General features: G+C 63.3%; 19 protein-coding genes. 4 read left to right on the top strand and 15 right to left on the bottom strand.

Going from position 1 to position 20,646, the window contains the following annotated elements:
• Complete coding sequence (locus FJ543_RS08805; protein WP_140719972.1) at nucleotides 1–1,191, top strand: VWA domain-containing protein; 1,191 nt, start codon at nucleotides 1–3, stop codon at nucleotides 1,189–1,191.
• A 103-nt stretch (nucleotides 1,192–1,294) separates the two neighbouring features.
• Nucleotides 1,295–1,699: a peptide-methionine (R)-S-oxide reductase MsrB gene (gene msrB, locus FJ543_RS08800; RefSeq protein ID WP_140793055.1), complete on the top strand. Its 405-nt coding sequence runs from the start codon at nucleotides 1,295–1,297 to the stop codon at nucleotides 1,697–1,699.
• Between the two features lie 60 nt (nucleotides 1,700–1,759).
• On the opposite strand, the gene FJ543_RS08795 is transcribed toward msrB, so the two are convergent.
• The 13 genes from FJ543_RS08795 to FJ543_RS08735 all read right to left on the bottom strand — a co-directional run bounded on the left by FJ543_RS08795 (nucleotide 1,760) and on the right by FJ543_RS08735 (nucleotide 16,650).
• Nucleotides 1,760–2,059, bottom strand: coding sequence for a hypothetical protein (locus FJ543_RS08795; protein ID WP_140793057.1), 300 nt, complete (start codon nucleotides 2,057–2,059; stop codon nucleotides 1,760–1,762).
• Nucleotides 2,060–2,500, bottom strand: coding sequence for a hypothetical protein (locus tag FJ543_RS08790; protein ID WP_140874743.1), 441 nt, complete (start codon nucleotides 2,498–2,500; stop codon nucleotides 2,060–2,062).
• A 49-nt stretch (nucleotides 2,501–2,549) separates the two neighbouring features.
• Nucleotides 2,550–2,810, bottom strand: coding sequence for a DUF2312 domain-containing protein (locus FJ543_RS08785; RefSeq protein WP_015315223.1), 261 nt, complete (start codon nucleotides 2,808–2,810; stop codon nucleotides 2,550–2,552).
• Nucleotides 2,811–2,969: 159 nt separating this feature from the next.
• Nucleotides 2,970–6,428: a pyruvate carboxylase gene (pyc, locus tag FJ543_RS08780; RefSeq protein WP_015315222.1), complete on the bottom strand. Its 3,459-nt coding sequence runs from the start codon at nucleotides 6,426–6,428 to the stop codon at nucleotides 2,970–2,972.
• Between the two features lie 288 nt (nucleotides 6,429–6,716).
• A complete protein-coding gene (locus FJ543_RS08775; RefSeq protein WP_015315221.1) occupies nucleotides 6,717–7,835 on the bottom strand; it encodes a branched-chain amino acid ABC transporter substrate-binding protein in 1,119 nt (372 codons plus the stop codon).
• Nucleotides 7,836–7,972: 137 nt separating this feature from the next.
• Complete coding sequence (locus FJ543_RS08770; protein WP_013892487.1) at nucleotides 7,973–8,320, bottom strand: DUF6867 family protein; 348 nt, start codon at nucleotides 8,318–8,320, stop codon at nucleotides 7,973–7,975.
• Nucleotides 8,321–8,336: 16 nt separating this feature from the next.
• Nucleotides 8,337–9,065 carry an ABC transporter ATP-binding protein gene (locus FJ543_RS08765; RefSeq protein WP_015315220.1) on the bottom strand — a complete coding sequence of 243 codons (729 nt, stop codon included), beginning with the start codon at nucleotides 9,063–9,065 and terminating at the stop codon, nucleotides 8,337–8,339.
• Entirely contained in the window at nucleotides 9,065–10,546 is a 1,482-nt protein-coding gene (locus FJ543_RS08760) for an ABC transporter ATP-binding protein (RefSeq protein WP_140874741.1), read from the bottom strand. The genes FJ543_RS08765 and FJ543_RS08760 overlap by 1 nt, the downstream gene beginning before the upstream one ends.
• Entirely contained in the window at nucleotides 10,546–12,141 is a 1,596-nt protein-coding gene (gene livM / locus FJ543_RS08755) for a high-affinity branched-chain amino acid ABC transporter permease LivM (protein WP_015315218.1), read from the bottom strand. Before livM ends, FJ543_RS08760 begins: the two co-directional genes overlap by 1 nt.
• A 4-nt stretch (nucleotides 12,142–12,145) precedes the next feature.
• Complete coding sequence (locus FJ543_RS08750) at nucleotides 12,146–13,048, bottom strand: branched-chain amino acid ABC transporter permease (protein ID WP_015315217.1); 903 nt, start codon at nucleotides 13,046–13,048, stop codon at nucleotides 12,146–12,148.
• 335 nt (nucleotides 13,049–13,383) lie between these two features.
• Nucleotides 13,384–14,385 carry a 4-hydroxyproline epimerase gene (locus FJ543_RS08745; RefSeq protein WP_015315216.1) on the bottom strand — a complete coding sequence of 334 codons (1,002 nt, stop codon included), beginning with the start codon at nucleotides 14,383–14,385 and terminating at the stop codon, nucleotides 13,384–13,386.
• A gap of 14 nt (nucleotides 14,386–14,399) precedes the next feature.
• Nucleotides 14,400–15,737, bottom strand: coding sequence for an FAD-binding oxidoreductase (locus FJ543_RS08740; RefSeq protein ID WP_181173948.1), 1,338 nt, complete (start codon nucleotides 15,735–15,737; stop codon nucleotides 14,400–14,402).
• A gap of 19 nt (nucleotides 15,738–15,756) precedes the next feature.
• Nucleotides 15,757–16,650 carry a dihydrodipicolinate synthase family protein gene (locus tag FJ543_RS08735; protein ID WP_140874739.1) on the bottom strand — a complete coding sequence of 298 codons (894 nt, stop codon included), beginning with the start codon at nucleotides 16,648–16,650 and terminating at the stop codon, nucleotides 15,757–15,759.
• Between the two features lie 69 nt (nucleotides 16,651–16,719).
• On the opposite strand from FJ543_RS08735, the gene FJ543_RS08730 reads away from it, so the two are divergent.
• The gene (locus FJ543_RS08730) at nucleotides 16,720–17,412 is read left to right on the top strand and encodes a GntR family transcriptional regulator (protein WP_051041241.1); all 693 of its coding nucleotides are present in this window, start codon (nucleotides 16,720–16,722) and stop codon (nucleotides 17,410–17,412) included.
• A gap of 24 nt (nucleotides 17,413–17,436) precedes the next feature.
• On the opposite strand, the gene FJ543_RS08725 is transcribed toward FJ543_RS08730, so the two are convergent.
• Complete coding sequence (locus FJ543_RS08725) at nucleotides 17,437–17,742, bottom strand: hypothetical protein (protein ID WP_140874737.1); 306 nt, start codon at nucleotides 17,740–17,742, stop codon at nucleotides 17,437–17,439.
• Nucleotides 17,743–17,977: 235 nt separating this feature from the next.
• Nucleotides 17,978–19,474 carry a CoA-acylating methylmalonate-semialdehyde dehydrogenase gene (locus tag FJ543_RS08720; RefSeq protein ID WP_027141740.1) on the bottom strand — a complete coding sequence of 499 codons (1,497 nt, stop codon included), beginning with the start codon at nucleotides 19,472–19,474 and terminating at the stop codon, nucleotides 17,978–17,980.
• Between the two features lie 159 nt (nucleotides 19,475–19,633).
• Here FJ543_RS08720 and FJ543_RS08715 point away from each other — a divergent pair, with 159 nt between their 5' ends.
• Entirely contained in the window at nucleotides 19,634–20,515 is an 882-nt protein-coding gene (locus FJ543_RS08715; protein WP_023784246.1) for a LysR family transcriptional regulator, read from the top strand.
• Nucleotides 20,516–20,646: the final 131 nt, after the last annotated feature.

Raw genomic sequence — 20,646 nt, 5'->3', positions numbered from 1 at the left:
ATGTTCATCCCCTTCTTCCTCGAGCTGAAGGCAGCGCGCGTTCCCGTCTCGCTCAGGGAATACCTCTCTCTGCTGGAGGGGCTGGCCGCCGGGCTGGTCGATTACGACGTCGAGGGTTTTTATTATCTCGCCCGTGCCGCTTTGGTGAAGGACGAACGCCATATCGACCGCTTCGACCAGGTCTTCGCGCATGTCTTCAAGGGCGTCGAGGCACTGGGCGGGCCGGATGCGGTCGACGTCGCCAATATTCCCGAGGAATGGCTGCGCCGGCTCGCCGAAAAGCACCTGACCGAGGAAGAGAAAAAGCTGGTCGAGGCGCTGGGCGGTTTCGACAGGCTGATGGAGACGCTAAAGCAGCGGCTCGAGGAACAGAAGGGCCGCCACCAGGGCGGTTCGAAATGGATCGGCACCGGCGGCACCTCTCCCTTCGGCGCCTATGGCTACAACCCCGAAGGCGTGCGCATCGGCCAGAACGAAAGCCGCAACCGTCGCGCGGTGAAAGTCTGGGACAAGCGCGAGTTCCGGAATCTCGACGATGCGGTCGAACTCGGCACCCGCAACATCAAGATCGCGCTGAAGCGCCTGCGCCGCTGGGTGCGCGAGGGCGCCGAGGAAGAATTCGACCTGCCCGGTACCATCCACGCCACCGCCGAGCACGGCTATCTCGACGTCCAGACACGGCCCGAGCGCCGCAATGCGGTGAAGCTCCTGATGTTCTTCGATGTCGGCGGCTCGATGGACGATCATATCAAGAGCGTCGAGGAGCTGTTTTCCGCCGCCCGCGCCGAATTCCGCCAGCTCGAATATTTCTATTTCCACAACTGCCTCTACGAAGGCGTGTGGAAGGACAATCGCCGCCGCCATGCCGAGACGATCTCGACCTTCGATCTCATCCACAAATATGGCCCCGACTACAAGGTCATCGTCGTCGGTGATGCCTCGATGAGCCCATACGAGATCGCCCACCCAGGCGGCTCGGTGGAACACTGGAACCCCGAGGCCGGAGCCGTCTGGCTCGGCCGGCTGCTGCGGCAATGGCCGAACGCGGTGTGGCTTAACCCCGAGAACGAGAAGAACTGGGGCTTTACTCATTCGATCGCGATAATCCGTGACATCTTCGGCGGCCGCATGTTCCCGTTGACACTGGCCGGACTGGAGGGCGCCACGAGGCAATTGTCGCGCAAACATTGAGATATCCGGAGCGGTCGGACTGGGCAGGTCTGTAACAAACCCCTATCTTGTTGCGAATATCCGGTTGCAACCAAGAACGAGCCGCCAAGGCTGAGGAGATCAAATGGACACCCACACCTACCCCGTCACCCGCACCGACGCCGAATGGCGCGCCCGGCTGACGCCGGAGCAATACGCCGTCATGCGCAACCATGGCACCGAGCGGCCGGGAAGCTGTGCCCTGCTGTACGAGAAGCGCGCCGGTACTTTTTCCTGCGTCGGCTGCGACCAGCCGCTGTTCCAATCCACGCTGAAATTCGAGAGCGGCACCGGCTGGCCGAGCTTCAACGATCCCGTGCCGGGCTCGGTCGAGAACACCGTCGACCGCAGCTACGGCATGGTCCGCACCGAATGCCATTGCGCCCGTTGCGGCAGCCATCTCGGCCATGTTTTCGAGGATGGCCCGCCGCCGACCGGCCTGCGCTACTGCATCAATGGCGTAGCGCTGAAATTCGAGCCGGCCGCCTGAACAAGGCGTCATGCTTGCCAAGGGCGGCTCCGGCCGCCCTTTTTCGTACGGGCAGCTTCGTCAGACGACGATCGTGGCGATCAGCCAGAGTGCTGATCCCAGCATGAAGAGCGAAGCCTTGGCACCACCGGCCTTGTCAGCCGTGCGCCAGACCGCCAAAGCCAGGAAGATGCTGTAGGGCACCGGTGCGAAATGCACCGCCAGGACGAGGCCGAGCGGCATCTTCAGCCCAAGCAGGATCAGCGCCGCGGCAGACGACCCAATATTGATCGCGGTTCCGACAAGCATCATGTCGCGCCAGAACAGCCGGTCGATCGGCACCTCGCCAAGCCAACGCGAGCGGAAGAAATCCGCGATCACTTACCCCTGCCTCAGCACTTCGGTCACGGCGCACTCGACCCGCGAGCATTCCGTCACCAGCCAGTCGGTCATGGCAGGCCAGTTGTCCTCGGCAAAGCAGTTGACGCGCCACATCGAATTGATGCCAAGGCCTTCGCAGCTTTGTTCCGGCCTGAGCTTCAGCCTGTCTTCGATCGCCGGCCGGAACGGCCCCAGCCGCGACCAGCTTTGCGTGGCGCCGAACTTCTCGTTGCGGCCGAAGAAGACGCCGACATGGTTCTGCGCCGGCGCGACATACATGGAAAGCACCAGAGCGAAATCGGGCAGTCCTCGCTGCCAGAACCAGGGCCCGCGCCGCGCCAGCCGGGCTCTTTCTTCCGGATGCCGTTCGGCAAACAGCAACCAGAAGCCGCGATGGCGGAATTCCGAGGCGCGGCGGCCGCCGAAGTCGAATTCGCTCATGGTTCGAACCGTATCTCCGGCAACCGCGTCGGGCACCGGCCGGTTAGTCTTACACCATGCCGAGGGCGGCCATGTATAGATCGAGGATGGCGTCCTCCTCCTGGCGCTCGGCCTGGTCCTTCTTGCGCAGACGGATGATGGTGCGGATTGCCTTGGTGTCGAAGCCGGTGCCCTTGGCTTCGGCGAAGACTTCCTTGATGTCGTCGGAGATCGTCTTCTTTTCTTCCTCGAGCCGCTCGATGCGCTCGATCAAGGCACGCAGCTGGCCGGCGGCAACAGTCTGGCTGGTCTCGGTGATATCGTCGGCCATGTTTTCTCCAAATCGGTTCCGCGCCGCGACTCGGGGAACGTGCCGCGACGAATTTCAGCGGTTCGATGCCCGACCGGAGCCGGCGGGTCAAGCCGTTATCGAACAGCTCGCCAAGGCCTGCCGTCATGAGCCGACAGCCTGCCCGTTCCTTGCGAGCTCTCAGTTGAAGGCTATCAGGAGATCCTTCGCATCGATCTGGTCGCCGGCCTTCACCAGCACCTCGGCGACGGTGCCGTCGCGCTCGGCGTGCAGCGCCGTCTCCATCTTCATCGCTTCGATGGAAAGCAGCACGTCGCCGGCTTTGACCGCCTGGCCGGCTGCGACCGAAAGTGCGGAAACCACACCCGGCATCGGCGCCCCAACATGCGCCTCGTTGCCGGGCTCCGCCTTGCGGCGCGCCTTGGCCGCCGACGCACCATGCGCGCGGTCGGGCACCTTCACGCGCCGCGGCTGGCCGTTGAGCTCGAAGAACACCGTGACCATACCCTTGTCGTCGACATCGCCAAACGCCTGGCAGCGCACGACCAAGGTCTTGCCCCTTTCGATATCGACGAAAATCTCGTCTTCCGATTTCATGCCGTAGAAATAGGTCGGCGTCGGCAGAACGCTGACCGGGCCGTAGGTCTCCTGCGCGGCGACGAAGTCGGAAAACACCTTCGGATACATCAGCCACGAGGCGAACTCGTATTCCGACAGCTTGCGCTCGAGCTTGTCCTCGATCTCCTTGCGGCTCTTCTCGAGGTCGGCCGGCTTGAGCAATGAGCCGGGCCGCGCCGTGATCGGCTTGTCGCCCTTGAGTGCCTTCTTCTGCAACGCCTGCGGCCAGCCGCCAGGGGATTGGCCAAGATCGCCGCGCAGCATCGAAACCACCGAGTCCGGGAAGGCGATGTCGCGGGCCGGGTTCTCGACATCGGCAACGGTCAGGTCCTGGCTCACCATCATCAGCGCCATGTCGCCCACGACCTTGGAGGACGGCGTCACCTTGACGATGTCGCCGAACATCAGGTTGACGTCGTGATAGGTCTGCGCCACCTCGTGCCAGCGTGTCTCCAGCCCCAGCGAACGCGCCTGTTCCTTCAAATTGGTGAACTGCCCCCCCGGCATTTCGTGCAGATAGACCTCGGAAGCCGGGCCTTTCAGGTCGCTCTCGAAAGCAGCGTACTGATTGCGAACGGCTTCCCAGTAGAACGAGATCTTTCGGATCCATTGCGGGTCGAGGCCTGGATCGCGCTCGGTGCCTTTCAGCGCTTCGACGATTGAACCCAGGCACGGCTGCGAGGTGTTGCCGGAGAAGGCGTCCATCGCCGCGTCGATGGCGTCGACACCGCTTTCCACGGCCGCCAGCACGGTTGCCGCCGACAGACCCGATGTGTCGTGGGTGTGAAAATGGATCGGCAGGTCGGTCGCCTCGCGCAGCGCCTTGAACAGCACGCGGGCAGCACTCGGCTTCAACAGGCCGGCCATGTCCTTGACGGCGATGATATGGGCGCCGGCGGCCTGCAATTCCCTGGCGAGCCCGACATAGTATTTCAGGTCGTACTTGGCCCTCGCCGGATCGAGGATGTCGCCGGTATAGCACATCGCCGCTTCGATCAGCTTGCCCTCGGCGCCGACCGCGTCCATGGCGACGCGCATGTTCTCGACCCAGTTCAGGCAGTCGAAGACGCGGAACAGGTCGACGCCGCCCGACGCCGCCTGCTTGACGAAATGCTGCACGACATTGTCGGGATAATTGGTGTAGCCGACGCCGTTGGCGCCGCGCAGCAGCATCTGCAGCAACAGGTTGGGGGCGGCTTCCCGCACCAGCGACAGCCGCTCCCATGGATCCTCGGTGAGGAAGCGCATGGCGACGTCGAAAGTGGCCCCACCCCAGCATTCGAGCGACAGCAACTGCGGCAAGGCGCGCGCATAGGTGCCGGCGATGCCGGCAATGTCATGCGTGCGCACACGGGTGGCGAGCAGCGACTGGTGGCCGTCGCGCATCGTCGTGTCGGTGACCAGCACTTCCTTTTGCTCGCGCATCCAGGCGGCGAACTTTTCCGGCCCGAGCACGTCGAGCTTCTGCTTGCTGCCGCTCGGCACATTGCCGTTGAGATAGGGCACCACGGGCGGCGCCGCGTCGGCCTTTGGCGTCGGCCGGCCGCGCGTCTCGGGATGGCCGTTGACGCTGACGTCGGCCAGGTAGTTGAGCAGCTTGGTGGCGCGGTCTTGGCGCTTGACCTGCTGGAACAGCTCCGGCGTCGTGTCGATGAACCTGGTCGTATAGGAATTGTCGGCGAAGCTCGGGTGATTGATGATCGCTTCGAGGAAGGTGAGGTTGGTGGCGACGCCGCGGATGCGGAACTCGCGCAGAGCGCGGTTCATGCGGGCGATCGTCTCGGCCGGCGTCGGCGCCCAGGCCGTGACCTTCTCCAGCAGCGGATCGTAGAAGCGGGTGATGACCGCGCCGGAATAGGCCGTGCCGCCATCGAGGCGGATGCCGAAGCCGGTGGCGCCGCGATAGGCGGTGATGCGGCCGTAGTCCGGAATGAAATTGTGTTCGGGATCTTCCGTGGTGATGCGGCACTGCAAGGCATGGCCGTTCAGCCGGATGTCCCTCTGCGCCGGCACACCCGATTCCGGCGTGCCGATGGCGAAACCGTCGAGGATGTGGATCTGCGCCTTCACGATGTCGATGCCGGTCACCATTTCGGTGACGGTGTGCTCGACCTGGATGCGCGGATTGACCTCGATGAAGTAGAACTTGCCGGTATCCGCGTCCTGCAGGAATTCGACGGTGCCAGCGCCGATATAGCTGGTCTCGCGCGCGATCTTCAGCGCGTAGCCGCAAAGTTCCTGGCGCAGGTCCTCGCTAAGGTAGGGCGCCGGCGCGCGCTCGACGACCTTCTGGTTGCGGCGCTGGATCGAGCAGTCGCGCTCGAACAGGTGCACTGCATTGCCATGTGTGTCGCCAAGCACCTGCACCTCGACATGGCGGGCGCGCTCGATCAGCTTTTCGAGATAGACCTCGTCCTTTCCGAAGGCGGCCTTCGCCTCGCGCTTGCCTTCCATGACCTCGCGGGCGAGGTCGGCCTCGGAGCGAATGGCGCGCATGCCGCGGCCACCGCCACCCCACGAGGCTTTCAGCATGACCGGATAACCGACCGTCTTGGCGAGTTCCTTGACCGCCTCCATATCGTCCGGCAACGGATCGGTCGCCGGCACCACGGGCACGCCGACCTCGATGGCTAGATTGCGCGCGGCAACCTTGTTGCCCAGCCGGCGCATCGTGTCGGGCTTGGGACCGATGAACGTGATGCCTGCTTGCGCGCAGGCCTCGGCGAATTCGGGGCTTTCCGACAGCAGCCCGTAGCCGGGGTGGATGGCATCGGCGCCTGAAAGTCTGGCGACGCGGATCACCTCCTCGATCGACAGATAGCTCTCGATCGGACCCATGTCCTTGCCGAGATGCGGGCCGCGCCCGACCTGGTAGCTCTCATCGGCCTTGAAGCGGTGCAGCGAGTATTTGTCTTCCTCGGCCCAGATCGCCACGGTTTTGAGGCCCAGCTCGTTGGCCGCGCGAAAGACGCGGATGGCGATTTCTGACCGGTTGGCGACGAGGATCTTCGTGATGGCCAAGGACTGGGCTCCAGCAGCGGAAGGAACGGGAAATCGGGGCAATGATTAGCGCGAAAATGCTGCAGTGCAAACAAAATCGACGCTGATTTAAACCGATTTAGATCGATTGTCCGGCCAACACTCGCATGCATCGGTTCGAACGGACGGAACAATGGCGACAATTTCGATCCTGGATGCGATCTTCCTGGTTAAGGGGGCTCACCGTGACGTGACCCGGCTGCCGCCGCGCATCAAAAGAAAATGCCCGGCGCGAGGCGCCGGGCATCGTTGGTTTCGGATCCGAATGAATTACGACTTCGGGAACCAGGAATACTTCCCGTCGTCCTTCTTCTTCCATTCGTACATGATGTAGCCCGGCAGCTTCGGATCGCCCTTGGCGTCATAAGCGAGATCGCCCAGAACGGTCGGGAACGGGCCGCTTTCATGCATCGCCTTGGCGACGGCCTGCGGATCGTTCGTCTTGGCGGCAGCGGCCGCCTCGGCCACCACCTGCACGGCGGCATAGGCGTAGAGCGTGTAGGCTTCCGGCTCGAAACCCTGCGCGCGGAACTTCTCGACGAGTTCCTTATTGGCCGGGATCAGGCGCGGGTCGGGGCCGAACGTGTTGAGGGTGCCAGCGACAGCGTCGCCCGCGATGGCGGCGAGTTCGTCCGTCACGATGCCGTCACCCGACATCATCGGCGCCTTGAGGCCCTGGTCCGCCGATTGACGGATGATCAGACCGGCTTCGGTATGCAGGCCACCCCAGTAGATCAGGGTGACGCCGGCTTCCTTCATCTTGGCGATCAGCGCCGAGAAGTCCTTGTCGCCGACATTGACGCCTTCATACATCACTTCCTTGATGCCGGCGGCGTTCATCGCCTTCTTGGTTTCGTCCGCGAGGCCCTGGCCATAAGGGGTCTTGTCATGGATCACGGCGACTTTGGCATCCTTGAAGTTCGCGGCGATATAGGCGCCAGCGATGCTGCCCTGCTGGTCGTCGCGTCCGCAGGTACGGAACACATTCCACAAGCCGCGCTCGGTAAACTTCGGGTTGGTTGCGGCCGGCGTGATTTCGACGATGTTGTTTTCGGCGTAGACTTCGGAGGCCGGGATCGACACGCCCGAGTTGAAGTGGCCGATCACGAACTTGACGCCGTCGCCGACGAACTTGTTGGCGACCGAGATGCCCTGCTTCGGATCGGAGACATCGTCGCCGACTTCGAGCTTGATCTGCTCGCCATTGATGCCGCCCTTGGCATTGATCTCGGCGACCGCCGCTTCGGCGCCCTTCTGCAGCTGTGCGCCGAAGGCCGCGTTCGGACCGGTGATCGGCCCGGCGACGGCGAACATTACATCAGCCCACGCGTTGCCGCCGAACGCGACGAGCGCGGTCAGGGCCACGGCGGACAAAAGTGACTTTTTCATTTAAACGCTCCCATTAACGGAGTGGGCGTGGATGAAGCTTTCATGCGATGCCCACCCTTATCGCAGAAAGCATAGTTTGCCGATTTTCAGGCACTTGTCACGCCGATTCATCCCTGACGCGGCGTTAATGATGAACGTCAACCTTTCGGTTTCCAGCTCAAGATTGAAGCTCTTTCGTAGAGCCAATTATACTGTGTGACCATCTGGTTGGTTCGTGTGTATTGATAGCCGACGAAGCCCAGTATCATCAGCACGATGGTGTCAACGATATAGTAATGCAGCGAGAACATCGTGCCGTCGAACAGCGCGTGATGGATGAAGCGGATTCCGATGCCGAGCCCGAGCAGATAGGCAAACAGCTGGATGAAGCTGCGCCATGTCTGGGCACTGGCCTTGCCGGTCATCCATGCCGCCCATCCGCCGAGCAGGCAGGTGACGAAGAAGAACTGCCAGATCGACGGTTCCTCGTAGAGAATGCCTTGCATGGGAAGTCTCCTGAACTCAGTGATGTCCGCCTTCGAGATAGGCGGCGCGCACTTCCGGATTGGCGAGCAGCTCCTTGCCGGTGCCGCTCATCGTCACATTGCCGTTGACCATGACATAGCCGCGCGTGGCGAGCTTGAGCGCGCCGAACGCGTTCTGCTCGACCAGGAACACGGTCAGCCCTTGGGTGCGGTTCAACTCACGAATGGCATCGAAGATCTGCTTGACGATCAGCGGCGCCAGACCCAGCGACGGCTCGTCGAGCAGAAGCAGTTTCGGCCGCGCCATCAGTGCGCGTCCGATCGACAGCATCTGCTGTTCGCCGCCCGACAGCGTACCGCCACGCTGGGCGATGCGCTCCTTCAGCCTGGGGAACAGCGTGAACACCTTCTCGACGTCCTCGCCATAATATTTGAGGTTGTCGAGGCTGGCGCCCATCTGCAGGTTTTCCATCACCGTCATGCGCGGAAAGATGCGCCGGCCCTCGGGCGACTGGGCAATGCGCATGCGCGCGATTTCGTGTGTCGGCAACTGGGTGATATCGGTCCCGTTGAAGGTGATGGTGCCCGTGCGGGCGCGTGGAGCCCCGAAGATGGTCATCATCAGCGTCGACTTGCCGGCGCCGTTGGCGCCGATCAGCGCCACGATCTCACCTTGCTTGACACTGACATTGACGCCGTTCAGCGCACGGATGTTGCCGTAATAGGTCTCCACGCCCTTGATATCGAGCAGCGTTGTCGTGGCCATCACTTGCCCCCTCCACGCTTGCCCTGAACGGGCTTGGCTGTGCTCGCCTTGGCTTTGCCGGACACGTGACTGGTCGCCACCTTGCCTGCATCGACGCGGCGCGAGAATTCCGTATCCTTGCCTTGGCCGAGCAGCTTGGCCTGCTTGACCCACTCCTCGCGCGCGATGCGTCCGTCAAAGGCGAGATAGGCCTCGACCGCCTCGACGTCTGCCTTCTTCCAGGCGCCGATCTGGTCGAAGTGGAAGATGCCGTGTTCGTTGAGCTTCTTCTCGTTGACCGTGCCGATGCCCTTGATGCGGGTCAGATTGTCGGCCTTGCCGCCACGGGGGGCAGCGAGGCGGTTCGAAACGCCTTCGGCCTTCGCGGCAGGCGCCTTGGCGGCCGTTTTCCGTGGTTCCGCTTTCTTCGCGGCGGGCTTGGCCGGCGCCGGTGTCGGGGCAACAGGCCTGCTTGCCACGCTGGCGACGCGGGCATCGACCTGCGCTGCCTTCGAGGCGCCTTTCGACACGGTTACGCGTTCGCCTTGGCTATGGCCGACGGTGTCGCTCACCGGCCCGGCCAGATACGACGACGATGTCCCCGGGCCATGCGCGGAATCGGGGCCGATGTCGAGCTGTTCGATGACGTCCTCGTCGCCGACTTCGGTAAGTACGGTCTCGACCTCCTCGTCGTCGACGCCAAGATAGGCAGCGATAACGCGCGGGTCGGTGCGCACCGACTGCGGATTGCCGTCGGAGATCTTGCGGCCATATTCCAACACCACGACATGGTCGGAGATCTGCATGACCACCGACATGTCGTGCTCGATCAGGAGGATCGAGGTGCCTGTCGTGTGCTTGATCCCCATCAGCAGTTCGTTGAGAGCCGCCGATTCCTTCGGGTTGAGACCGGCCGCCGGTTCGTCGAGGCACAGAAGCTCGGGACCGGTGCACATGGCGCGCGCGATCTCGAGCCGCCGCTGTGCGCCGTAGGGCAAGTCGCCGGCCGGATCGTCGGCGCGATCGACGAGATCGGCCTTTTCCAGCCAGTGCTTGGCAAGCTCCACCGATTCGGCCGAGGCCTTGCGGTAGCCGCTGAAGCCGAACAGGCCCAGGATCGTATACCCGGACGCCTTCATCAGCTTGTTGTGCTGGGCGACGAGCAGGTTCTCCAGCAGCGTCATGCCCGAGAACAGGCGGATATTCTGGAAGGTGCGCGCCACCTTGGCGCGCGCGGGGATCTCATGGTTGGGCAGCCGTTCCAGCAGGTAACTGGAGCCGTCGGCCCGGTTGAGCGTGATCATGCCTTCCGACGGCTTGTAGAAGCCGGTGATGCAATTGAACACGGTGGTCTTGCCGGCGCCGTTGGGGCCGATCAGCGCGGTGATTTCGCCGCGCCTGGCAGTGAAGGACAGGTCGCCGATGGCGACTAGGCCGCCGAACTTCATCGACAGATGATCGACCTGCAGGATGGCGTCGTTCATTTGTGCGTTCGCATTCATCAGCCGTGACCCTCCTTGGTGAAGGAGCTTGAGACAGCCCTTCGCTCCTTGAGGAAGGCTGTCGGTTCACGACTGCCGACAAAGCCCCGCGGCTTCCACAGCATGACGATGACCATGGCCATGCCGAACAGAAGCATGCGGTAGAGTTCGGGGGTGAAATCTTGCCCGAAGACCTGTTTGAGGAAGTCGAGCTCGCGCAGCGCCTCGGTGCCGCCGATCATCACCATCGCGGCGACGGCGATGCCGACCAGCGACCCCATGCCGCCAAGGACGACGATGGCCAGGATGATGGCCGATTCCAGGAAGACGAAGGATTCCGGGCTGACGAAGCCTTGCCGCGCGGCGAAGAATGCCCCGGCAAAACCGCCGAACATGGCACCGGTGGCAAAGGCCGTCAGCTTGGTCGTGGTGGTGTTGATGCCGAGCGAGCGGCAGGCGATCTCGTCCTCGCGCAGCGCTTCCCAGGCACGCCCGACGGGCATGCGCCTCAGCCTGATGGTGACGAAGGCGGTGAGCATGCAAAGCGCCAGGATCAGGTAATAGAGGAAGATCTTATAGTAGGCGCTCGAGGTCGCGAGGTGCAGGACCTTGGCGATGTAGTTGGGGTCCGAGACGTTGAAGGTCATCAAGCCGAAAAAGGTGACTTTCGGGATGCCGGAGATACCGGCCGAACCGTTGGTCACATCGCGCCAGTTGATCAGCACCAGGCGGATGATCTCCCCGAAGGCAAGGGTGACGATCGCCAGGTAATCGCCGCGCAGGCGCAGCACCGGAAAGCCGAGCAGCACGCCCCAGAACGCGGCCATGGCGCCGGCCGCCGGAAGCAGGATCCAGAACGACAGGCCGTAGGTTGTGCCAAGCAGCGCATAGGCGTAGGCCCCGACGGCGTAGAAGGCGACGTAGCCCAGATCGAGCAGGCCGGCGAGGCCGACGACGATGTTCAGCCCCCAGGCCAGCATCACGTAGATCAGGATCTGGATGCCGAAATTGTCGACCCATTTCAGCGAGCCCTGCAATCCGGTGGCGACCGACCACGACATCAGCGACAGGACGACGATGACAAGGATCGGATAGAGCACCAGCGCGGCAATGCCGAGCTTGGTGAAGTTGGCGTGGATGAAGCCGCGGTAGTAGTAGATCACGCAGGCCAGCGCATAGATGATTGCGAGCGCGCGCAGGAACTGCAGATAGCCGGCCGCCTCTGCTCCTATCCATCCGGGAAGCGAGCCGTTGAACACGAACAGCAGCACCACCGCGATGATCGCCACGACAAACGCCGGCAACAGGAAGAAGCGCGACGCCGCACTGGCCGGCAACAGGCCGGTGGCGACATCGGCGATCTTCTGGTTGGCCATGAAGGGTTGACCATAGGCGACATAAAGGAAACGGCCGATAGCCGTGGCGATCACCACGGCGGCCAAGAGGCCCCAGCGCTTCACCAGGACCAGTTCATTGGAGATGTTCTGGTCTGTCTTGAGGCCGATGAACAGCACGAACAGGCCAAGCGAGATGGCGCCGGCATAGAAGCCCTCGCGCAGCGCGCGCTGCATGGGGCTGGCGACGGTGTCGCGCTCTGGAGATACGGTCACGGCCATGGTCTCAGACCTTTTCGACTTCTGGCCGGCCCAATATGCCGGAAGGCAGGAAGATCAGCACGATTGCCAGGATCGAGAACGCGGCGACGTCCTTGTAGTCGATCGAGAAATAGGCCGACCACATGCTCTCGATGAAGCCGATCAGGAGGCCGCCCAGCACCGCACCTGGCAATGAGCCGATGCCGCCAAGAACCGCCGCCGTGAATGCTTTGACCCCGGGGGTAAAGCCGTCCGAGAAGGCGATGACGCCGTAGTACATCAGGAACAGCGTGCCGGCGACAGCGGCAAGAGCGGCGCCCATGATGAACGTGATCGAGATGGTGCGGTCGACGTCGATGCCCAGCAGTGCGGCCATCTTGCGGTCCTGCTCGCAGGCGCGTTGCGCCCGGCCAAGCGAGGTCTTGTTGACCAGGTACCAGAACAGCGCCAACAGCAAAGCCGTGACGATGACGATGATGATCTGCTTCAGCGAAACGCTGACGCCGTTGATGTTGTAGACTTGGCTGACCATCGGCGGGATCGGCTTGTTGCGCGGGCCTTGCGTCACCTGGACGAAGTTCGACAGCGCGATCGACATGCCGATGGCGGTGATCAGCGGCGCCAGCCGGAACGAACCGCGCAGCGGCCGGTAGGCCACTTTCTCGATCGTCCAATTGTAGAGGCTGGTGAGCAGCATCGCCACGATCATCATGACCAGCAGCGCGATGACCACGGGCACCGAATAAAACAGCGCGCCGAGGATGAGGAAGACGATCAGCGCCGTGAAAGCGCCCACCATGAAGATGTCGCCATGGGCGAAATTGATCATGCCGATGATGCCGTAGACCATCGTGTAGCCGATCGCGATCAGCCCATAGATCGATCCCAGCGTCAGCCCATTGATAAGCTGCTGGACAAAGTACTGCATGTGTACATGGCTCCCCTGGAATGTCGCCCATGCAGACGCATTCCTTTTCGTATTTCCCCTAGTCGTAAAGTTTCGAGCCCGGATTGCAACGTGATTTTTTTGACCGCTCCGCGTGTTTGCAAGTCACGTCTTCCCGATCGCCCGCTTTTCGCACCCAGCCCCTGGACTATCGCGGACCCTATCATTGGCATAACGCAATGTCTTTGACGATTGAGCCGCATCATGCGCTCCGTTTCGAAGAAATCACCGTCAAAATTAGGTGATGGGAGGAATCGTTGCATTCCTGACACGGTTCGTTTTTTCGTCACACTCCTTTCCGCAGGGTCAGGATTCTCCTACTTGACCACGAAACCATGCGCGAACGGATCGCGGTCGTCGATGAAGATCGTGTTCAATCCAGTCATGCGGGCCCAGCCGCCGATCGAAGGGATGATGGCCGGCTTGCCGGCGACGGTGACGTCCTTTTCAACCTTGCCCTTGAACAGCGAGCCGATGATCGATTCATGGACGAACGCATCCCCCGCCTTGAGCTTGCCCTTGGCATGGAGTTGCGCCATGCGCGCCGAGGTGCCGGTGCCGCATGGAGAGCGGTCGATCGCCTTGTCGCCGTAGAAGACGGCATTGCGGGCATCGGCTCCCTCGACCGTCGGCTTGCCGGTCCACAGCATGTGCGACAACCCGGTGATCCCGGGATTCTCCGGATGCACGAAGGAATACTTCTCGTTGAGCCGCTGCCGCACCACTGGGCTCCAGGCGATGAGGTCGCCGGCGGAATAGTCGGCCATATCGCGATAGTTCGCCTGCGGCTCCACGATGGCGTAGAAATTGCCGCCATAGGCGACATCGACGGTGATCTCGCCGAGCCCCGGACATTCTACCGCCAGTCCTTCAGCATAAAGGAAGGACGGCACGTTGGTGATGCGCACCTCCTCGACATACTCGCCGACCTGCTTGTATTCCGCGATGACCAGGCCGGCGGGCGTGTCGAGCCGCAGCACACCCGGCGTCTTCGGCTTGATCAGCCCATGTTCGATCGCCATCGTCACCGTGCCGATGGTGCCGTGACCGCACATCGGCAGGCAGCCGGACGTCTCGATGAACAGGATGGCGATGTCGCAATCCTCGCGCGTCGGCGGGTAGAGGATCGAGCCTGACATCACGTCATGGCCGCGCGGTTCGAACATCAGGCCGGTGCGGATCCAGTCGTATTCGGCCAGGAAATGTGCCCGTCGCTCCATCATGGTCGAGCCCTGCAGCAGCGGGCCGCCGCCGGCGACCAGCCGCACCGGGTTGCCGCAAGTGTGGCCGTCGATGCAGAAGAAGGATTTCTTGGCCATGTCGCTCCTCGAGATCAAAACCGTTGTGGACTGAAGGGGGCCAGATCAACGGATGAAGTCTGCCCCAGAACGAATTCCCTGATCAACCGCCCGGTTGCCGCGGCCTGCGTCAGGCCGAGATGGCCGTGGCCGAAGGCGTAGATCACGGACTGGCTTCGCGCCGCCTTGCCGACGACGGGCACCGAATCCGGCAGGGAGGGCCGGAACCCCATCCATTCGCGCCCGCCCGAGGGATCGAGCCCCGGCAGGAATTCCCGCGCTTTCCGCAAGAGCGCCTTCGACCTGTTGAAATTGGGCGGCCGCTCGATGCCGCCGAGTTCCACGGCACCGCCGACACGCAGGCCGGTTTCGAGCGGGGTGATGACGAAGCCATGGCCGGAAAAGATCAACTGTCGCCTCACGTCGAAGGCGCTCGTCGGCAGCGTCGTGTTGTAGCCGCGTTCGGTCTCCAGCGGAATGCGATCGCCGAGTTGCCGCGCCAGCAGATGCGACCAGGCGCCCGCGGCAATGACTATGTGACCGGCTTGCCTGCTCGTGCCGTCGGCCAGCGTCAGTGTCGCGCCATACTGATCCGCGGCGACGCGGTCGATGCGGGCCATCTCGAAGCGGGCGCCCTTGGACTGCGCGTACGCCCACACCGCCTTGCCGAGCAGTTTTGGATCGGCGACCGTCTTCCATCCAGGCACGAAAGTGCCCTTGACGAAGCGCGGTGACAGCCCCGGCTGCAGGTCCGCCAGGATCTCGCCCTCGACATGGCGGAAGCCGATGCCGAAGCGCTCGCGCGCCGCCCAGCCCGACAGCGAGGCGCGGAACTCGGCCTCGCCTTCGTAGAGTTCGAGCGAACCGTCCTCGCGCAGCATCGGCCGGGTGCCGGAACGATCGAGCAGATCCATCCATTCGGCCTCGGCAAGCTTCATCATGCCGGCCTGCGCGGTCAGGCTCGCCTCGTATTTCCCAGGCGCGCCGGCGCGCCAGAACCGGATCAGCCAAGGCAGCAGCTTCGGCAGGTAGGCGGGCGGAATGCTGAGCGGGCCGAGTGGATCGGCGAGCCATTTTGGCAGCTGCCGGATCACGCCCTTGTGCGCCAGCGGCAACACGTCGGAGAAGGCAAAGGCGGCGGCATTGCCGGAGCTCGTCTCCTCGCAGATACCCGTGCGGTCGAAGAGCGTGACGTCCAGTCCCGCCTCGGCAAGGAAGGCAGCCGCGCAAATGCCGATGATGCCGCCACCGACGATGGCGATGTCTCTCCCTTCTCCCCGTTCACGGGGAGAAGGTGCCCGCAGGGCGGATGAGGAGCGCCGCCCCTTGTCTGTCGATTTGGACTTTCCTTGCACCTGGGCGCTGCCTCTCATCTGGCTGCCGCCACCCTCTTTAGAACTGCGGCAGTGTCGGCCGCGCCGCCAGCGCATCCTTGATGATCTTCTCGACAGCCTTGCGGCGTTCGCCCGACAGCGGCATGCGCGGCATGCGCACGCGGTCATTGGTGTTGATTGCGAACACTTCGGCAAGCTTGATGTTCTGCACCAGATAGGTCGAGACATCGAGGTCGAGCAGCGGCCGGAACCAGCGGTAGATGGCGAGCGCCTCTTCGCGGCGCCCCTGCTTCATCAGCTGGTAGATGGCGACAGTCTCGCGCGGGAAGGCGGTGACCAGACCAGCCACCCAGCCGATGGCACCCACGGACAGCGCCTCGAAGGCCAGATTGTCGACGCCGGTGAACAGGTCGTAGCGGCTGCCCAGGCGGTTGATGATCTCGGTCGAGCGGCGGATGTCGTCGGAGGATTCCTTGATGGCGACGAAGCGCTTGTCCAACGCCAGCTCCTCCATCTGGTCGACGCTGACATCGACGCGGTAGGCGAGGCGGTTGGAATAGATCATGACCGGCAAGTCGCCGGCTTCCGCCACCGCGCGCAGCGCCGCCACCGTCTCTTCCGCGTTGGTGTGGTAGATCGGGCTCGGCACCACCATCAGGCCATCGGCGCCTTCGTTGGCGGCGCGCTTGGCGATACTGGCGGCCTCGCGGGTGCCGGCCTCGTTGACCGTCAGCAGCACCGGCTTCTTGCCAGCGATCTTCTGCGCGGTCTTCAGCACCTCGATCTTCTCGTCAGGCGACAGCATCGGTCCCTCGCCCAGCGAGCCGCAGACGATGATGCCATCGCAGCCGGCATCCATTTGCAGGCCGAAGCAGCGCTCCATCTCGGCGTGATCGAGCCGGTCGTCGGCGGTGAATTTGGTCGTGACGGCGGGGAAAACTCCGGTCCACATAGCTATCTCTCCATCTGATATATCAGCCGTATATCTGTTAGGAAAGCTGCTGTCAATGCGGAATCTGTTATGATATATTCTAGATATATCAGGAGAGAGCCTTTGATATCCATGGAAGCAAGCATCGTGTCCGAGCCCGCGGCGACCAAGGCCTATCGCGTCCTCGAAAACATGATCGTCACGCTCGAACTGGCCCCGGCGAGTTTTGTCACCGAGGGTTCCCTGATCGAGCGGCTGGCGCTCGGCCGCACGCCGGTGCGCGAGGCGATCCAACGGCTTGCCTGGGAGGGATTGCTCGACGTCAGGCCCCGCGCCGGCATCGCGATCGCGCCACTGCACCCCGGCGACTGGCTGCGCGTGCTCGACGCAAGGCGCGGCGTCGAGGTGGTGCTCGCCCGTTCGGCCGCACGCTTCGTCACCCGCGAGGCCGCCGACCTGTTCCACGAGGCGGCGCTCGCCATGCAGAAAGCAGTGATATCAGGCAATGTGCTCGCCTTCATCCAGGCCGACAAGGCGCTCGACGAGGCGCTGGCGCTGGCCGCCGACAACCCGTTCGCCGCCCGGCTGGCCGCCCCGCTGCAGACACACAGCCGCCGCTTCTGGTTCCGCTACAAGGCCGACACCGGGCTGGCGGAATCCGCCGAGCACCATGTTGCATTGATCCGCTCGATCCTGGACGGCGATGAGGAAGGCGCCGCCAAGGACGCCAAGAAACTGATGGCACTGCTGCGCGGCCATGCCGAGGTCGCCGCCACGCGCTAGTTGCAGAGCGCGAAGGCAAATCGCTCAGGCGCCCGGCAAGGCCGCCTTGAGTGTCGGGCTGTCCCAGCCTTCGCCAACCGACAGGATACAACTCTGGCCTTTCGTGTCGGAAGCTAGGACCGTCCAGCTGCCTTGTTCCGAAACGAAGACCTCGAGGACCACATTGGGGTTGATCAGGCCGCGCCCGGCTTCGCTTTCGTGGAAGTTCTCGCCGAGCGCCTTCACGATATCGGCGCGTGGTGCGCATTGCCCAGCTGCATTTGCCTGAGCAGCGCCCGAGCACATCGCCATCGCCGCAACGAACATTGTCGCCGTAAGACGTCGTGTCATTTGACACCTCCTTGCGCCGGACGATGCAATGCCACCGGCCCGCCGTCGGCGCCCTGGTTGTCTGCCGCGCCTCCTCCACGGCAGGATCGCAGCCCTAAGTCGCGCAATCCCCCACCGGTTCCATCACATTAGCGTTTGCAAAAACAAAAGGCCTAAGTCCGGGGACTTAGGCCTCAGGTTCAATCGATCTTCTCATCCGCCTTGCAGCGAGGAAGGCCAGATAAAAAAGCGCCCGTCAGTTCATCGTCGGGATAACGAACTCGGCGCCGTCCTTGATGCCGGACGGCCAGCGCGAGGTAACCGTCTTGGTCTTGGTGTAGAAGCGGAACGCGTCCGGGCCATGCTGGTTGAGGTCGCCGAAGGAAGACGCCTTCCAGCCGCCGAAAGTGTAATAGGCGATCGGCACCGGGATCGGTACGTTGACGCCGACCATGCCGACCTGGACACGGCTGGCGAAGTCGCGCGCGGCGTCGCCATCGCGGGTGAAGATGGCGACGCCATTGCCCATCTCATGGTCGTTGGCGAGCTTGATGGCGTTCTCATAAGTCGGCGCGCGCACCACCGAGAGCACCGGCCCAAAGATCTCTTCCTTGTAGATGCGCATATCGGCCGTGACATTGTCGAAAAGGCAACCGCCCATATAGTAGCCGTCCTCATAGCCCTGCATCTTGAAGCCGCGGCCATCGACGACAAGCTTGGCGCCTTCCTTGACACCGGTGTCGACGTAGCCCTTGACGCGCTCAAGCGCTTGGGCGGTAACCAGCGGGCCGAAATCCGCTGCCGAATCCGTCGAGGGGCCGACCTTCAGGCTTTCGACGCGCGGGATCAGCTTTTCCATCAGCCGGTTGGCGGTGTCGTTGCCGACCGGAACGGCCACCGAGATAGCCATGCAGCGCTCGCCGGCCGAGCCGTAACCGGCGCCGATCAGTGCGTCGACGGTCTGGTCCATGTCGGCGTCGGGCATGATGATCATGTGGTTCTTGGCGCCGCCGAAGCACTGCACGCGCTTGCCGGCCGCCGTGCCGCGCGAATAGATGTAGTGCGCGATCGGCGTCGAGCCGACAAAACCGATGGCCTTGATGTCGGGATCGTCGAGGATGGCGTCGACGACATCCTTGTCGCCGTTGACGACATTGAGGATGCCGGCCGGCAGACCGGCCTCGATGAACAGTTCGGCAATGCGCATCGGCACACCCGGATCACGCTCCGAAGGCTTCAGGATGAAGGCGTTGCCGCAGGCGATCGCCGGCGCGATCTTCCAAAGCGGGATCATCGCCGGGAAATTGAACGGCGTGATGCCGGCGACGACGCCGAGCGGCTGGCGCATCGAATAGACATCGATGCCGGGGCCGGCGCCGTCGGTGAACTCGCCCTTCATCATGTGCGGAGCGCCGATGCAGACCTCGACCACTTCCAGGCCGCGCTGGATATCGCCCTTGGCGTCGGCGATGGTCTTGCCATGTTCGCGCGCAAGAATCTCAGCCAGTTCGTCGTAGTCGCGGGCAACCAGTTCGAGGAACTTCATCAGCACGCGCACGCGGCGCTGCGGATTGGTCGCGGCCCATTTGGGCTGTGCGGCCTTGGCGTTCTCGACCGCCGCGCGCAATTCCGCCTGCGAGGCCAGCGCCACCGTGCCGCGCACAGTGCCGTCCATCGGCTGCATGACGTCCTGCTTGCGGCCGCTGGTGCCGGCGACACGCTTGCCGCCGATGAAATGACCGTAGTCGATCATGATTTCTCTCCCTGGGTTGTGATGTCGCATTGTCCGCCTTTGGCCGGCCGATGGCAACGCGAGGGAGAACGCAACCGTTGTGCGTAAAATAGATATCGATTGACGCGTGAGCATCAATTCTCGCAAATACTCGCCCGAGATCTCCATCAGGGGAACGCCATGAACTGGGATGACGTCCGCATCTTTCTCGCCGTGGCGCGGGCCGGCCAGATCCTTGGCGCCGCCAGGCGGTTGGAGCTGAACCACGCCACGGTCTCGCGCCGCATCGCGGCCCTTGAAGACGCGTTACGCACGAAACTCTTCCGCCGGCTGACCACCGGCAGCGAACTGACCCCGGCCGGCGAGCGCTTCCTCGACATCGCCGAGCGCATGGAGGGCGACATGATCGCCGCCCGCTCGACCATATCGGGCGAAGGCGACGACGTGTCCGGAACCGTGCGCATCGGCGCGCCTGACGGCTTCGGCGTCGCTTTCCTGGCCAAGCGGCTGGGCGAACTCACCGCCCAGCACCGCGAACTCACCATCCAGCTCGTCCCGGTGCCGCGCTCCTTCTCCCTGTCGCGACGCGAGGCCGACATTGCCATAACCGTCGAGCGGCCGACCGAAGGCCGGCTGGTGGCGGGAAAACTGGTCGACTACTCGCTCGGGCTGTTTGCCTCCCGCGGCTATGTCGACGCGCATGGCCTGCCCAAAACCGCCGCCGAGCTTGGCCAGCACACCCTCATCGGCTATGTGCCTGACCTGATCGTCAGCCCGTCGCTCGACTACGCCGCCGAATTCAGCGCCGATTGGCGGACCAGCTTTGCCATCTCCTCCGCACTCGGCCAGGCCGAAGCCGTGCGCTCGGGCGCCGGCATCGGCATCCTGCACACCTTCGTCGCCCGCTCGATGCCGGAGTTGGTGGCTGTCGATGTGGTCGCGCCCATCCGCCGCGCCTACTGGCTGGTCTATCACGAATCGGTGAGGCCGCTGCGCCGCGTCCAGATCGTCGCCGGCTTCATCACCAAGGCGGTGGAACGGGAGCGGGGGTTGTTTACCTGATTTCGCCCAGATGCCTGCGGGTTTCGCGCCCTTCAGGCAGGGTGCCGAGATCACAATAACGCGGGCCTGGATCAGGCACGCCGCCTTTTCCTTGCCACAAAACCGACCAGTGTGGCATCAGGCGTGCGGTC

Origin of the sequence: Mesorhizobium sp. B2-5-7 (assembly GCF_006440875.1) — a bacterium.
Classification (GTDB): domain Bacteria; phylum Pseudomonadota; class Alphaproteobacteria; order Rhizobiales; family Rhizobiaceae; genus Mesorhizobium; species Mesorhizobium australicum.
This window is presented reverse-complemented; position numbering and strand designations above follow the sequence as displayed.

Coding starts and splice junctions, on each gene's coding strand:
- FJ543_RS08730 (WP_051041241.1), top strand. CDS start 16,720: ATGATATATTCTAGATATATCAGGAGAGAGCCTTTGATATCCATGGAA.
- FJ543_RS08725 (WP_140874737.1), bottom strand. CDS start 17,742: ATGACACGACGTCTTACGGCGACAATGTTCGTTGCGGCGATGGCGATG.
- FJ543_RS08715 (WP_023784246.1), top strand. CDS start 19,634: ATGAACTGGGATGACGTCCGCATCTTTCTCGCCGTGGCGCGGGCCGGC.
- FJ543_RS08770 (WP_013892487.1), bottom strand. CDS start 8,320: ATGCAAGGCATTCTCTACGAGGAACCGTCGATCTGGCAGTTCTTCTTC.
- FJ543_RS08735 (WP_140874739.1), bottom strand. CDS start 16,650: ATGTGGACCGGAGTTTTCCCCGCCGTCACGACCAAATTCACCGCCGAC.
- livM (WP_015315218.1), bottom strand. CDS start 12,141: ATGGCCGTGACCGTATCTCCAGAGCGCGACACCGTCGCCAGCCCCATG.
- FJ543_RS08720 (WP_027141740.1), bottom strand. CDS start 19,474: ATGATCGACTACGGTCATTTCATCGGCGGCAAGCGTGTCGCCGGCACC.
- FJ543_RS08740 (WP_181173948.1), bottom strand. CDS start 15,737: ATGAGAGGCAGCGCCCAGGTGCAAGGAAAGTCCAAATCGACAGACAAG.
- FJ543_RS08745 (WP_015315216.1), bottom strand. CDS start 14,385: ATGGCCAAGAAATCCTTCTTCTGCATCGACGGCCACACTTGCGGCAAC.
- msrB (WP_140793055.1), top strand. CDS start 1,295: ATGGACACCCACACCTACCCCGTCACCCGCACCGACGCCGAATGGCGC.
- FJ543_RS08765 (WP_015315220.1), bottom strand. CDS start 9,065: ATGGCCACGACAACGCTGCTCGATATCAAGGGCGTGGAGACCTATTAC.
- FJ543_RS08790 (WP_140874743.1), bottom strand. CDS start 2,500: ATGAGCGAATTCGACTTCGGCGGCCGCCGCGCCTCGGAATTCCGCCAT.
- FJ543_RS08760 (WP_140874741.1), bottom strand. CDS start 10,546: ATGAATGCGAACGCACAAATGAACGACGCCATCCTGCAGGTCGATCAT.
- FJ543_RS08805 (WP_140719972.1), top strand. CDS start 1: ATGTTCATCCCCTTCTTCCTCGAGCTGAAGGCAGCGCGCGTTCCCGTC.
- FJ543_RS08750 (WP_015315217.1), bottom strand. CDS start 13,048: ATGCAGTACTTTGTCCAGCAGCTTATCAATGGGCTGACGCTGGGATCG.
- FJ543_RS08785 (WP_015315223.1), bottom strand. CDS start 2,810: ATGGCCGACGATATCACCGAGACCAGCCAGACTGTTGCCGCCGGCCAG.
- FJ543_RS08775 (WP_015315221.1), bottom strand. CDS start 7,835: ATGAAAAAGTCACTTTTGTCCGCCGTGGCCCTGACCGCGCTCGTCGCG.